A 13,074-nucleotide genomic window follows, 5' to 3' on the forward strand; every position below is an offset into this window, starting at 1 on the left:
ATCTATCCTGGCCTTCTGACCCTTCCGGACTGCTCGAACCATCCAGGATTTCGGTACCCGTCCGGCGGCACACGATCAGCCCTTCACCACTATATTGAGGATTCGGCCTGGGACGTAGATGACTTTGATGATCGTTTTGCCCTCGGTGAATTTGGCGACCTTTTCGCCGGCCAACGCCGCTGCCTCGACCGTCTTCTGATCGGCATCGCGGGCGACCCGGATGGTGTCGCGCAATTTGCCGTTGATCTGGACTGCGATTTCAATTGTCTCGCCGACGACGGCCTCCGGGTCGTAGACCGGCCAGGCCGAGCGGAAGATCGAATCGTCATGCCCGGCCATCTCCCAGAGCTCCTCGGCCATGTGCGGGATCAGCGGAGCGGCGAGCTGGATCGATTTGAGAATCAGGTAGTCGTTGAACTCGTTGCTGACGATCCGGGCCGCGTCATAGTCTCGCAAAAGCTCCATGAGGGCGGCGATCGAGGTGTTGAACTGGAGGCGTTCGAAATCCTCGGTGACGCGCTTGACGGTCTGGTTGAGCTTGATATAGAGGGCCCATTCGAATTCGTTCAGTTCGGCGGACTTAAAGTAACGCTTTAAGTCGGGCCGCGCGCCCCGCACATAACCGGCCAGCGGCCAAATCTTGTTCAGGGCGAATTTCTCAACCCCGGTAACCGAATCCTCCGACCACAGGACTTCTTTCTCCGACGGCGCGGTGAAGAACATCGCCAACCGGGCGATGTCGGTGCCGTGTTCCTCCATGACGGCAACGGGCGAGACGACGTTGCCCTTGGATTTCGACATCGTAACACCATGCGCGTCCTGGACCATACCGTGGTTGAACAGCCGGGCCGCGGGTTCCGGGCAGAAGACCCAGCCGATGTCCTGGAGGAATTTGTGGAAGAATCGGAAGTAGATCAGGTGGCCGGTGGCGTGGGTGATGCCGCCGATATAGAGATCGATCGGCAGCCAGCGGCGGGCAAGTTCCTTGTCGAAAGGAGCCGACTCGTTGTCCGGATCGAGGTAGCGCAGGTAATACCAGGAGGAGCAGACGAAAGTGTCCATGGTGTCGGGGTCGCGCTGGGCGGCGCGGCCGCACTTGGGGCAGGCCACATTCATATAGGAGGAAACGTCGGCAAGAGGCGAACGGCCTTTCGGGAGATAATCCTGAACCGGCGGCAGGAGGACCGGGAGTTGGTTTTCGGGAACAGGAACAGCGCCGCAGCTCTCGCAGTGAATAATTGGGATCGGGCATCCCCAGTAACGCTGGCGGGAGATCGACCAGTCTTTCAACTTATAGTTTACTTTGCCTCGGCCAAACCCCTGCTGTTCGGCAAATTGCGTGACTTTGGAAAGGGCCTCTTCCCCCGCCAGACCGTTGAATCGACCGGAGTTCACCATGGGGCCGTAATCGGTGAAGGCATCGGCCATCTCATTGGCATTGAGCGAAGTATTCGCATCCGGATGAATCACGACTTTAATGGGAATGCCGTATTTCCGGGCAAAGGCAAAATCGCGCGTGTCATGGGCAGGCACCGCCATCACCGCGCCCGTTCCGTAGCCGGCGAGGACGTAATCGGCGACCCAGAGCTGGACACGCTCGCCGCTGAACGGGTTGACCGCATACTTGCCGGTGAAAACACCGTCTTTTTCCGTGGTGGCGGCGGCCCGTTCAATGTCGGTCCGGGCGAATGCTTTGCGCTGGTACCCGGCCACCGCCTCGGAGTAGGGCGGCTCCAGTTTCAACGACTGGAGGAGGTCGGATTCGGGCGAGATAGCCATGAAAGTGACGCCGAAAATCGTGTCGGGGCGGGTGGTGAAAATCGGGAGCTTCTCCCCCGTTTCCTCGATCGTGAAATCAATCTCGGCGCCATGGGAGCGGCCGATCCACTCGCGTTGCATGGTTTTCACGTTTTCCGGCCAGCCGGGAAGCAGATCGAGGTCATCGATGAGGCGGTCGGCATAGGCGGTGATTTTGAAGTACCACTGGATCTGGTCTTTCTTGATCACCTCGGTGCCGCAGCGCTCACAACGGCCTTCCTTGACCTGCTCGTTGGCCAGGACAGTCTTATCTTCCGGGCACCAGTTGACGAAGCCGCGCTTGCGGTAGGCGAGGTTATGCCGGAAGAGCTGAATGAACATCCACTGCGTCCAGCGGTAGTAGTCGGGGCGGGAGGAATCGATCTCGCGGGTCCAGTCGAATGAGACGCCGGTTCGCTGGAGCGTGGCGCGGGACACGCCGACGTTGCTTCGGGTCCACTCGGCGGGCGGGACGCCGCGCTGGATGGCGGCGCGCTCGGCCGGCAGGCCGAAAGCATCCCAGCCAAACGGGTGCAGGAGGTCGGCGCCGAGCATGAGGCGCTGGCGCGCCACGGCATCGCCGATGACATAGTTGCGGAAATGGCCCATGTGGATGTCGCCCGAGGGATAGGCGAACATCTCGAGCTGGTACCACTTGCGGGCGGGATCGGGCATGCGGGGGGCGCGGTGCACACCCCGCTCGATCCACCGCTGCTGCCACTTGGCCTCGATCTCTCTGTACGGAAAGCGCATGGTTTCAGTCTTACGGGTCCCCATCGACAACATCCTCGGTCACTCCAGAGTAGGGACGAAAGTAGCACAATGCGGCGGAGGAGGCAAGGGTTAGTTTGAGCGCCGCGTGCAGAGGCGGCCGACCCGCGGCGCCGCTACGAACGAGCGGTTCCCCTGACGCGCCGATGGGTGAGGCGGGTCCCGGCCGAGAGCGCGTGGGTGACCCGGGCTTTGAGACGCTCGAACGATTGCAGGGGACCGGGTCTGAGTTTGCGCCGGACCGAACCCGGGGTATCGAAACACCACACGCCGTAACGGCCGGCCGTGAACAGCGTGTCGGCCAACGAGGGAAAGCGCAGCGTGTAGCCGCAGCAATAGCCGGCGGCGCGCGCGTACTCGGACACCCGGGAATCGACCCGTCCGAAGGGGTAGCTGAGAGCGGTCACCGGATAGCCGGTGAGATCCTCCAGAATTGCGCGGGACACGCGGAGCTGTTCGATCAGAGTTGAATCCGAAAGGCGGGTCAGATCGGTGTGGGTGTGGCCGTGGGAGCCAAAAGCGACACCGCACGCCGAGAGAGCGCGAATGTCCCCGGCCGTCAGGTGCGGTTCGGCGCGGAAGACAAAGCTATAGTCCCAGGCGTTGGGGCGGCCAAGGTATCCGGTGGGGACAAAAACGGTCGGGCGAAAGCCGAATTCCTCCATCAACCCGGGGAGCGCGTCGACCAGGTGGCCGTACCCGTCATCGAACGTGATCGCCAGTTCCCTCTCCCCCGTTGTGCGCCTCTCCCCCGCCCCGTCGAGGGGGACAAAGGTGTAGCCGTCGGTGAGGAGCGAAACGAGCAGCCTTCGGAAACGGTCGGGCCGGTAATTGGTGGAGCCGAAGGTGAGGCGGCGGGTGAGTTTGTGGAAGGCGAGGACGTGCATGGGGGTAACGTAGGGGGCGACAGCGAGGCCGTCAAGTGTCCGCCGCGACCTCGCGACCCGGGGACGCGGCGCCGGTCAGCGCTTCGCCCCGGCTCCCGTGACCTCGCGGAGGCGGCGGTGCGGGGCGGGTCCGAGGGTGACGACGGTGAGCTGGGAGCGATCGAACGACTCGTTGGCGAATTCCAGGAGGTCGAAGGGGGTCAGCCGCTCCATCGAGGCGAGGGTCTCGGCGAACGGGATGAAGCGGCCGAGGTAGAGCTCCTGGCGGGCGAGACGGTTCATGCGGGCGGAGGTCGATTCCATCCCGAGCATGATCTGTCCCTTGAGCTGGGCTTTGAGCGGATCAAATTTCAGGCTCGGCAGTTTGCGGCGTTTCATGCGCTCCATCTCGGCGATGATGATCTCCAGCGCCCCGGCGACGTGCGCCCGGTCGGTGCCGACGTAGGCGCCGAACATCCCTGTGTCGCGGTAGAAATCAGCGAAGGTGTAAACCGAGTAGGCAAGGCCCTTGAGTTCGCGGACTTTCTGGAAGATGACCGACGACATCCCTCCGCCGAGGTAGGCGTTGAGCGCGAGGGCGGCGTTCTTCTTCGGCGAATCGTAGGGGACGCCGGGGTAGCCGAGGCTGAGGTGGGTCTGCGCGTTGCCGCCCTCGATCAACCGCAGCAGCTCAACATCGGGGCGGGCGGCCGGGAGAGGCGCCTCTCCCCTGCCCTTGGGGAAACAGAATTTCTCGCTGACCAGCCGGACGAGGCGGTCGTGGGAGAGGTTGCCGGCGCCGGCGATGACGACCGAGCCGGCCCGGTAGTGGCGGCGGACGTACTCCAGGATCCGGGACCGGGCGAACCCGGCGACGTTCCCGGCGCTGCCGAGGATGGGCTGGCCCAGCGGGTGGCCGTTCCAGTAGACCTCGGCGAATTCGTCGTGGATCCGGTCGGAGGGAGTCTCGAAGGCCTCCTTGATTTCCTCGAGGATGACCTGTTTCTCGCGGCGGATGTTCTCGGGCGTGAAGGTCGAGCAGCAGGTGATGTCGGAGAGGACGTCGACGGCAAGGTCGAGGTGCTCGTCGAGAACGCGGGCGTTGAAGCAGGTCTGCTCGCGGGACGTGAAGGCGTTGATGCTGCCGCCGACCGCCTCGAGTTCTCCGGAGATCTGGCGGGCGGTGCGGCGGTGCGTGCCTTTGAAGAGCATGTGCTCGACAAAATGGGAGATGCCGTTCTCGGCGCGCGTCTCATGGCGCGTGCCGACGTCGACCCATACGCCCAACGACACGGAACGGACCGTGGGGATCTTCTCGGTGACGATCCTCAGTCCGTTCCGTAGGGTCGTTTTGCGGTAGATCTGGGCGGCGGTTCGTCTGGAATTGCGGCCGGCCATATCCTATCGATCGCGGTCCCGATCCCCGTGGTGGCGCCGGTCGCCGTCACGGCGTCCGCCGCGGCCGCCGCCGGCTCCGGCGCGCTCCCGGTCGCGCGGGGGGCGCGGGGGCCGCTCCCCGTCGCCGCCTTCCATGAGAGCGCGGCGGGAGAGACGGATCTTGCCGTCGGAATCGACGCTGATGCACTTCACATCAACCGCATCGCCCAGCTTGAGCACGTCTTCGACTTTCTCAATGCGGCGGGTGTCGATCTCGGAGATGTGCAGCAGGCCCTCGGTGCCGGGAAAGATTTCGACGAAGGCGCCGAAGGCGGTGACGCGGCGGACGATCCCCTTGTAGACCTTGCCGACCTCGGCCTCCTGGACGATGGCCTCGATGCGCTCCCGGGCCCGGAGCCCGGCTTCGGCCTGGACGGAGGCGATGAGGACAGTGCCGTCGTCCTCGATATCGATCTTGGCGCCGGTCTCCTCGACGATGGCGCGGATGATTTTGCCACCGGGGCCGATGACGTCGCCGATGCGCGACGGATCGATGTGGATGGTGATGATGCGCGGCGCATACTGCGAGAGCTGATCGCGGTGGCGCGGCATGGCCTCGTTCATGATGCCGAGGATGTGAAGGCGGGCGTCGCGCGCGCGCGAGAGAGCTTCGCGCATGATCTCGACCGCGAGACCCGTGATCTTGATGTCCATCTGGATGGCGGTGATGCCGGCCGCGGTGCCGCAGATTTTGAAGTCCATGTCGCCGAAGTGGTCTTCATCGCCGAGGATGTCGGTGAGGATGACGACGCGGTCGCCCTCCTTGATGAGGCCCATGGCGATGCCGGCGACCGCCTCCTTGATCGGCACGCCCGCATCCATGAGGGCGAGCGAGCCGCCGCACACCGAGGCCATCGACGACGAGCCGTTGGACTCCATGATGTCGGAGACGATCCGCAGCGTGTAGGGGAACCCTTCCTCGCTCGGGATGACCGGGAAGAGGGCGCGTTCGGCAAGCGCGCCGTGGCCCACCTCGCGGCGGCCGGTGCCCCGCATGCCCTTGGTCTCGCCGGTGGAGAAGGGCGGGAAGTTGTAGTGGAGCATGTAGCTCTTGGTCGACTCCCCCTCGAGCTCATCGAGGCGCTGCTCGTCCATCTTGGTGCCGAGGGTGACGGCGACCAGGGCCTGGGTCTGGCCGCGGGTGAAGACGGCCGAGCCGTGGGCGCGCGGCAGGAAGCCCACGTCGCACGTGATTGTCCGGATTTGCTCCGGCGACCGGCCGTCGATGCGCACGTTCTCCTTGAGGATCATGGTGCGCATGGAGGCGGAATCGAGTTCGTCGAGGATGCCGCCGATCTTGCGTTCGCTTTCGGGGAATTCCTCGGCGAGGGCGGCGACGATCTCCTCGCGCATGGCGCGCTTGGCCTCGCGGCGGCCGTCCTTGCCGGCGATGCGGTTGAATTCGTCAAAACGCGCCCCGGCGAGCTCCTTCACCCGGGTCTCAAGGGCGGTGTCGAGGACGACCGGCGTGTAAGCCATCGTCGGTTTGCCCACCCGGGCTTTGAGTTCTTCGATCTTGCCGACAATGAGCTTGATGTGGTCGTGGCCGAACAGGAGGGCGTCGATCATGACGTCCTCGGGGATCTCCCGGCCTCCTCCCTCGACCATCGTGATCGCATCGGCGCTGCCGGCCATCGTGATGTACAGGTCGCTTTCTTCGAGCTGGCTGATGGTCGGGTTGATGACGAATTCGCCGTTGATGCGGCCGACGCGGACGCCGGCGATGGTTTTTTCGAAGGGGATGTCGGAGACGGCGAGCGCGGCCCCGGTGCCGGTGAGGGCGAGAATGTCGGTGTCATTGGCCTGGTCATGGGAGATGACGAGGGTGATGCACTGCGTCTCGCCGCGGAACTCTTTGGGGAAGAGGGGCCGGATGGGCCGGTCGATGAGCCGGGAGGCGAGGGTTTCTTTCTCCGACGGCCGGCCCTCGCGCTTGAAGAAACCGCCCGGGATCTTGCCGGCGGCGTAGGAGCGCTCGCGGTACTCGACGGTCAGGGGGAAGAAATCCTGATCGACCTTGGGTTCGGACTGGGCGCATGCGGTGGAAACGACCATGGAGTCACCGTAGCGGACGGTGACGGCGCCGTTGGCCTGGTTGGCCAGGTAGCCCTGCTCGATGATCATCGTGCGGCCGCCGAGTTCGAATTCTACTTTGTGTCTTTCATGCATACTACATTGGTTCCCTTCGCCTAGCGGCGGAGATTGAGCTCGCCGATAAGCTGGCGATAGCTCTCGATGTCGCGGTCCATCAGGTAATCGAGCAGCCGGCGGCGTTGGCCGACCAGTTTCAGCAGCCCGAGGCGGGTATGGAAGTCCTTGCTGTGGGACTTCAGGTGTTCCGTGAGATGGTTGATGCGGGCCGTCAGCAGGGCGATCTGGACCTCGGGCGAACCCGTGTCCGTGCCGTGCAGGCGGTTTTCCTCAATGATTTTGGCTTTGTGCTCCTTGTTGAGCGGCATACCGTTTCTCCTTCTTCACTATGTCTAAAATCACTTCTTTGTCTTTGCCGATCTGGGCGACGAGCGCTTCCCTGGACTCAAACCGCCGGTTTTCGCGGACATGGCGCATCGGGTAGACGATGATCTCGTGCCCATAGATGTCGCGGTCGAAATCAAACAGGTTGGCCTCCACCGTGATCCGGTTTTCCGGGTTGAAGTGGTTGCGGCCGATAAACATCATGCCATCGAACTCCTCGCTGCCGACGTGCGCGTAGCAGGCGTAAACGCCGTCGTGCGGCAGCAGCTTCCGCGGATTGTACGCGACATTCGCGGTCGGATAGCCGAGCTTCTTGCCCAGCCCGATACCCCGTTCGACCGTGCCGTAAATGGCGTACTCATGGCCGAGGAGGCGGATAGCCTCCCCGAAGCGGTTCTCCTGCAGCGCGCGGCGGATGCGCGAGGACGACACCGGCTGGCCGTCAACAACCACCGGCGCGACCACCTCCACCTCGAATCCGAGCTTCGCGCCGATTCTCTGCAGAAACGGGATGTCGCCTTCGCGGTTCCTGCCAAAGGCGTGATCGTAGCCGACAATAAGCTTCCTCACACCGATTCTGTCAATGAGGATATCGCGGACAAAGCGGTCGGCGGGCATGTTTTTCAGGTGTTCGTTGAATTCCAGCACCAGGACGTTGCCCTCGAAGAAATCGGGGACGAACTTCTCCTTCTCCTCGATCGTGGTCAGGAGGAGGGGGACGTTCTGGGGGGTGACGACGACCCGGGGGTGGGGGTGGAAGGTGATAAGCACAGCGCGGGCGTTGTCCCGCTCGCCCTGGGCGCGGACGCGGCGGAAGATCTCCCGGTGGCCCAGGTGGATACCGTCGAACGTGCCGATGGTGGCGATCACCGGGCGGCCGTCGGCAGCCCGGGCGAAATTCTCGATCCCTCGGATAAACGTCGTCGTCAATGGAGCACCCGTATGTAGTCAAAGAGGGAGCGGGCGGCCGGTCGGGCCAGGTCGGCCGAATCGACGCCGGCCCGTCCGACGGCCAGAACCGCGCCGTCATCGCTTTTCAACAGCACCGTGTCACCGGCGCGGAAGGAGCCGTCCAGACCGGTGAGGTCGTCGCGGTCCGGGCGGCGGCCCTCGATGACATGGGGGCGAAACTGCTCGCTGACCCGGAGGGCCGAATACGGCAGCACCTCGCCGTACCCGAGCAGGTGCTGGTGGAGATAGCCGTCAGCCATCGCGTCGGCGGCCTGGTCCAGCGTCAGCGCGCCGGAGAGCGCCAGGTCGCCGACCCGGGTGCGCCGCAGGTGCGCCAGGTAAGCTCCGCAGCCGAGCACCCGGCCGAGATCGTCGGCGAGCGTTCGGATGTACGTCCCCGAGGAGCAGGTCACCTCGATGCGCAGGTAGGGCAGAGCGACTTCGAGGAGGCGGATTTCGCGAATCGTCACCTCCCGGCTGGGGGGGTCAACCTCTTCCCCGCGCCGGGCTTTCTTGTACAGCGGCACGCCCTCGACGCGCACGGCCGAGAAGGCCGGGACGCGCTGGGTGACACGGCCCTCGAAGCGGCGGAGCGCGGATTCCAGGTCGGCGCGCGGGAAATCCGGCACCGGGGCGGCCGGCGCCTCCGCATCGATCCCTTCCCCATCGAACGTGGCCGAGGTGCGCCCGAGGCAGATCGTGGCGACATAGACTTTGTCGAACCCGGTCAGGAAGCGGGCAATCTTGGTGGCGTGCCCGAGGCAGACGACGAGCAGTCCCTCGGCCAGCGGGTCGAGCGTGCCGGCGTGGCCGATGCGGCGCTGGCGCGTGATGCGGCGCAGCGTCTGCACGACGTCGTGGCTGGAGCAGTGCAGCGGTTTGTCAATCAGCAGCACGCCGTTAATCCTGTCTGTCGGTGTCTCTTTTCCGGGCATGGGTCAGCACGCGTATGATTTCTTCGCGGGCGCGGGCCAGGCCGTAAGGCATGGTGCAGCCGGCGGCGTTGAAGTGTCCCCCGCCGCCGTACTGGGCGGCGAGGGCGGCCACGTTGACGGCGTCGCGGGACCGCAGCGACACGCGGGTGCGGTCCTCATCGACCTCTTTCAGCAGGGCGCCCACCTCGGCCGTGTCGGTGAACAGCGTAAAATCGACCAGGCCGTCGGACTCGGACAGGCCGGCGCCAGCGGCCTCGAGCATCTCCTGCGTGAGAGTGAGCAGGCAGAGGCGGTCGCGGTCGTGGAATTCGATCGAGGCGAGCACCATGCCGGTCAGACGCATGGTGGAGACGCTCAGGCGGTAGTAGACGTTGTCGGCGATCGCCTTGGGATCGGCGCCGGCGGCGATGAGCCGCCCGACGATCTCCATCGTGCGCGGCGACGTCGAGGGGTAGCGGAAGCGCCCGGTGTCGGTCATGATCGCGGTGTAGAGCTGCTCGGCGACCTCGGGCGTGATCTCGCAGCCGAAAGCCTCGTACAACTCGAAGAGCATCTCCCCCACCGAGGACTTGGTCGGGTCGATCCAGTTGACGGCGCCGAAGTCCCCCGACTCCCGGTGGTGGTCGATGTTGATGATCCGGACACCGTCCGTGAGAAAGCGGGCGGCCCGGCCGACGCGGTCGAGGGTCGGGCATTCGAGGACGACGGCGGTGTCGATGGCGAGGTCGACAGGGAGGGCGTCGACCGGGCGGATCTCGCCGGCGCCGCGGAGGAAGCGGTATTTCGAAGGGATTTCAGACTCCCGGACGAGCACCGTCTCCTTGCCGAGGTTCCGGAGGCAGGCCCCGCAGGCCAGCAGCGAGCCGATGGCGTCGCCGTCGGGTTCAACGTGGGCGACAACCAGGACGCGCCGGCTCCGCTCCAGAAGGGCGCGGAGTTCGTCAAGCGGCGGCGCTGTCGGGCCCGGCCGGTCATTCATCTGGCGGTCGATCGCTCTTGATTTCATCGAGCAGCTGCTGAATGCGAATACTCTCTTCTATGGACGGATCAAACTTGAAAGCAAACTCGGGAATGAAGCGCATGCGCAGGCCGGCGCCGACCATCTTGCGGATACGCCGCTTCTCCCGCTCCAGGTAGTCCGCGACCTTTTCCCGATCCCCGTCCTTGCCCAGCACCGAGTAGTACACCGTCGCGTAGCGGAGGTCCTCGGTGAGGCGGACACGCGTGAAGGTGACCATGCCGGGAACCTTCTCCGCCAGCTCCTCCTCGAGCATAGTCGAGATGTCGCGGAGGATCTGCTCGCCCATGCGGGACTGCCGCCGGTTGTCCGCCATCAGTAGGTCTCCGTGAGGTAGTCGGCCAGGATCACCTCGTGGGAGGACTCGACACGCGCGATGACCTTGGCCATGACCTGGTGGCAGAAGGCGGAGCTGTTGGAGATGACGGCGGCGCCGAGGACGGCGGCGCGGATCTGATCCTGGAGGTCGACCTCGGCAATCGAGATGTTGAAGTCATTGCGGAGCCGCGTAATCATCGACTTCAGAATCCGGCGCTTCTCCTTGAGCGAGCCGATAGCCGGGATGTCCAGACGCATTTTGACCACGAGCGTAACCACGGGCGCGCCTCACGAGAGCGTGCGGGCCTCCTCCACAACTTCGAGACATTCGATCTGGTCGCCGACTTTGACGTCGTCGTACCGCTCGATCCCGATGCCGCACTCGAAACCCTCCTTGACCTCGCGGGCGTCGTCCTTGAACCGTTTCAGCGAGGCGATCTGGCCGCGGTAGATCACCTTGCCGTCGCGGATCAGCCGAATGCTGTCCTTGCGGTTGACCCGGCCCTCCTTGACGTAGCAACCGGCGATCATGCCGACCTTGGGCACCCGGAAGGTGTTGCGGACCTCGCACAGGCCGACGAATTCCTCGCGGACGGTCGGAGCGAGGAGCCCTTCGAGCGCCTTCTTCACGTCCTGCTCGGCCTCGTAAATGATGTCGTAGAGGCGGATGTCGACCGATTCCTGTTTGGCGACTTCGCGGGCGCGGGAGTCGGGCGAGACCTGGAAGCCGATGATGATGGCGTCGGAGGCAGCCGCCAGGAGAACGTCGGATTCCGTGATGCCGCCGACGCCGCGGCGGATGACGTTGACCTTGACTTCCTCGCTCTGGATCTTGCCGAGGGTGTCGGAGAGCACCTCGACCGAGCCGTCGACATCGGCCTTGATGATGAGGCGGAGCTCCTTGATCTGGCCCTCCTTGATGCGGTCGAAGACGCGGTCGAGGGTGACGCGGCCATGGGTGCGGCGGGCCTCCTGCTCGCGCTTGATCTGGGCGCGCCGCATGACGATCTCCTTGGCCTCCTGGTCGCTCTCGACGACCATGAGGGAGTCGCCCGCCTGCGGGGTCCCGTCGAGGCCGGTAATCTGGGCCGGGCGGGAAGGGCCGATCTCGTCCAGCAGCTGCTCGCGGTCGTCCATGATGGTCCGCACGCGGCCGGAGTGCACGCCGGCGACAATGGAGTCGCCCACCCGGCAGGTGCCTTTCTGAACGAGGACGGTGACGACCGGGCCGCGGCCGCGCTCGAGGCGGGAATCGATGATGACGCCCTGGCCGCGGATGGTCGGGTCGGCCTGGAGATCCATCATCTCCGCCTGGAGAAGGATCATCTCGAGCAGCCGGTCGACTCCCTGGCCGGACTTGGCCGAAACTTCGACCATGATGGTCTTGCCGCCCCAGTCCTCGGGCATGAGATTGAGCTTGGACAACTGGGTCTTGACCGTATCGGGGTTGGCCGAGGGTTTGTCGATCTTGTTGATGGCGACGATGATGGGGACGGCGGCGGCGCGGGCGTGGTCGATCGCCTCCACAGTCTGCGGCTGCACACCGTCGTCGGCGGCCACGACGAGGACGATGATGTCGGTGACCTGGCTGCCCCGGGCGCGCATGGCGGTGAAGGCCTCGTGGCCGGGAGTGTCGAGGAAGGTGATGCGGCCGCCGTCGCGCCCCACCTCGTAGGCGCCGATGTGCTGCGTGATGAGCCCGGCCTCACCGGCGGCCACGTTGGTCTTGCGGATGAAGTCCAGCAGCGAGGTCTTGCCGTGGTCGACGTGGCCCATGATGGTGACGACGGGGGCGCGGCGTTCGAGGTTGGCCGTGCGCTCCTCCTCGCGCGATTCCTCGCCGATTTCGGCGAGCTGCCGGACCTCGAATCCAAACTCCGCGGCGAGCAGCGTGATCGTGTCCATTTCGAGACGCTGGTTGATGGTCGCCATCATTCCCAGCTCGAAGAGCTTGGTGATGAGTTCGGCCGGTTTGCGGTCCATGAGGCCGGCGAGTTCGGCCACCGACATGAATTCGTTGACTTCCAGGACGTTGTCCTCGAGGACCTCGATCTGGCGGCCGTCGGGCGTGCGGCGGTACTTGCGCCGCCCCTTGCCGGCGGAGAGGTTGGCCATGGTCGAACGGAAGCTTTTCTGGACGGCGGTCTTGTCGACCTGATGGCGGCTTTTGCGTTTGCGCCGGTCTTTCTTCTTCTGCTTCTTCTCGGAGCGCCGCATCCAGGCGGCGACGTCGGATTTCGAGTCGTTGACTTTGATCCCGCCGATGCGCGTGGCTTTGCGTTCCGCGGCCTCCTTGACCTGGGCGCGGTGTTCCATCTCCTTCTTGGCTTCCTGCTTCTCGGCGGCGAATTTCCGCTTGATCGCGTCGATCATCTCGACGGTGGCCACGGACATGTGGGATTTCGGCTCGAACCCGAGTTCACGCAGCACCGTAACCATGGCATTGGAGGAGATTTTATACTCCTTCGCCAGCTCATAGACACGTTTCGTCGTTCCCATCAGGTGC

Annotated in this window: 11 protein-coding genes; all 11 read right to left on the bottom strand. The window is 64.6% G+C overall.

Going from position 1 to position 13,074, the window contains the following annotated elements; translation table 11 throughout:
* Positions 1–75: 75 nt before the first annotated feature.
* The 11 genes from KA261_12945 to infB all read right to left on the bottom strand — a co-directional run bounded on the left by KA261_12945 (position 76) and on the right by infB (position 13,067).
* Complete coding sequence (locus KA261_12945) at positions 76–2,550, bottom strand: leucine--tRNA ligase (protein ID MBP7698709.1); 2,475 nt, start codon at positions 2,548–2,550, stop codon at positions 76–78.
* 134 nt (positions 2,551–2,684) lie between these two features.
* The gene (locus KA261_12950) at positions 2,685–3,455 is read right to left on the bottom strand and encodes a polysaccharide deacetylase family protein (GenBank protein ID MBP7698710.1); all 771 of its coding nucleotides are present in this window, start codon (positions 3,453–3,455) and stop codon (positions 2,685–2,687) included.
* Between the two features lie 75 nt (positions 3,456–3,530).
* Positions 3,531–4,832, bottom strand: coding sequence for an insulinase family protein (locus tag KA261_12955; protein ID MBP7698711.1), 1,302 nt, complete (start codon positions 4,830–4,832; stop codon positions 3,531–3,533).
* 3 nt (positions 4,833–4,835) lie between these two features.
* The gene (gene pnp, locus KA261_12960) at positions 4,836–7,040 is read right to left on the bottom strand and encodes a polyribonucleotide nucleotidyltransferase (protein ID MBP7698712.1); all 2,205 of its coding nucleotides are present in this window, start codon (positions 7,038–7,040) and stop codon (positions 4,836–4,838) included.
* Between the two features lie 20 nt (positions 7,041–7,060).
* Positions 7,061–7,330: a 30S ribosomal protein S15 gene (rpsO, locus tag KA261_12965; GenBank protein ID MBP7698713.1), complete on the bottom strand. Its 270-nt coding sequence runs from the start codon at positions 7,328–7,330 to the stop codon at positions 7,061–7,063.
* Positions 7,293–8,276 (bottom strand): bifunctional riboflavin kinase/FAD synthetase, encoded by a 984-nt coding sequence (locus KA261_12970; protein MBP7698714.1) that lies wholly within the window; start codon positions 8,274–8,276, stop codon positions 7,293–7,295. Before KA261_12970 ends, rpsO begins: the two co-directional genes overlap by 38 nt.
* On the bottom strand, positions 8,273–9,193 hold the full coding sequence (gene truB / locus KA261_12975; GenBank protein MBP7698715.1) for a tRNA pseudouridine(55) synthase TruB: 921 nt from the start codon (positions 9,191–9,193) through the stop codon (positions 8,273–8,275). Before truB ends, KA261_12970 begins: the two co-directional genes overlap by 4 nt.
* Before the next feature lie 4 nt (positions 9,194–9,197).
* Positions 9,198–10,238: a bifunctional oligoribonuclease/PAP phosphatase NrnA gene (locus KA261_12980; GenBank protein ID MBP7698716.1), complete on the bottom strand. Its 1,041-nt coding sequence runs from the start codon at positions 10,236–10,238 to the stop codon at positions 9,198–9,200.
* Positions 10,204–10,566, bottom strand: coding sequence for a 30S ribosome-binding factor RbfA (gene rbfA, locus KA261_12985; protein ID MBP7698717.1), 363 nt, complete (start codon positions 10,564–10,566; stop codon positions 10,204–10,206). The genes KA261_12980 and rbfA overlap by 35 nt, the downstream gene beginning before the upstream one ends.
* Entirely contained in the window at positions 10,566–10,826 is a 261-nt protein-coding gene (locus KA261_12990; protein MBP7698718.1) for a DUF503 domain-containing protein, read from the bottom strand. Before KA261_12990 ends, rbfA begins: the two co-directional genes overlap by 1 nt.
* A 30-nt stretch (positions 10,827–10,856) precedes the next feature.
* Positions 10,857–13,067: a translation initiation factor IF-2 gene (gene infB, locus KA261_12995; GenBank protein ID MBP7698719.1), complete on the bottom strand. Its 2,211-nt coding sequence runs from the start codon at positions 13,065–13,067 to the stop codon at positions 10,857–10,859.
* Positions 13,068–13,074: the final 7 nt, after the last annotated feature.

The organism is Candidatus Zixiibacteriota bacterium, from assembly GCA_017999435.1.
GTDB lineage: Bacteria > Zixibacteria > MSB-5A5 > GN15 > FEB-12 > JAGNLV01.

Bases quoted from the DNA above. Each gene is read 5' to 3' on its own strand.
- KA261_12945 (MBP7698709.1), bottom strand. From the start codon at position 2,550: ATGCGCTTTCCGTACAGAGAGATCGAGGCCAAGTGGCAGCAGCGGTGG.
- KA261_12950 (MBP7698710.1), bottom strand. From the start codon at position 3,455: ATGCACGTCCTCGCCTTCCACAAACTCACCCGCCGCCTCACCTTCGGC.
- KA261_12955 (MBP7698711.1), bottom strand. From the start codon at position 4,832: ATGGCCGGCCGCAATTCCAGACGAACCGCCGCCCAGATCTACCGCAAA.
- pnp (MBP7698712.1), bottom strand. From the start codon at position 7,040: ATGCATGAAAGACACAAAGTAGAATTCGAACTCGGCGGCCGCACGATG.
- rpsO (MBP7698713.1), bottom strand. From the start codon at position 7,330: ATGCCGCTCAACAAGGAGCACAAAGCCAAAATCATTGAGGAAAACCGC.
- KA261_12980 (MBP7698716.1), bottom strand. From the start codon at position 10,238: ATGAAATCAAGAGCGATCGACCGCCAGATGAATGACCGGCCGGGCCCG.
- rbfA (MBP7698717.1), bottom strand. From the start codon at position 10,566: ATGGCGGACAACCGGCGGCAGTCCCGCATGGGCGAGCAGATCCTCCGC.
- KA261_12990 (MBP7698718.1), bottom strand. From the start codon at position 10,826: ATGCGTCTGGACATCCCGGCTATCGGCTCGCTCAAGGAGAAGCGCCGG.
- infB (MBP7698719.1), bottom strand. From the start codon at position 13,067: ATGGGAACGACGAAACGTGTCTATGAGCTGGCGAAGGAGTATAAAATC.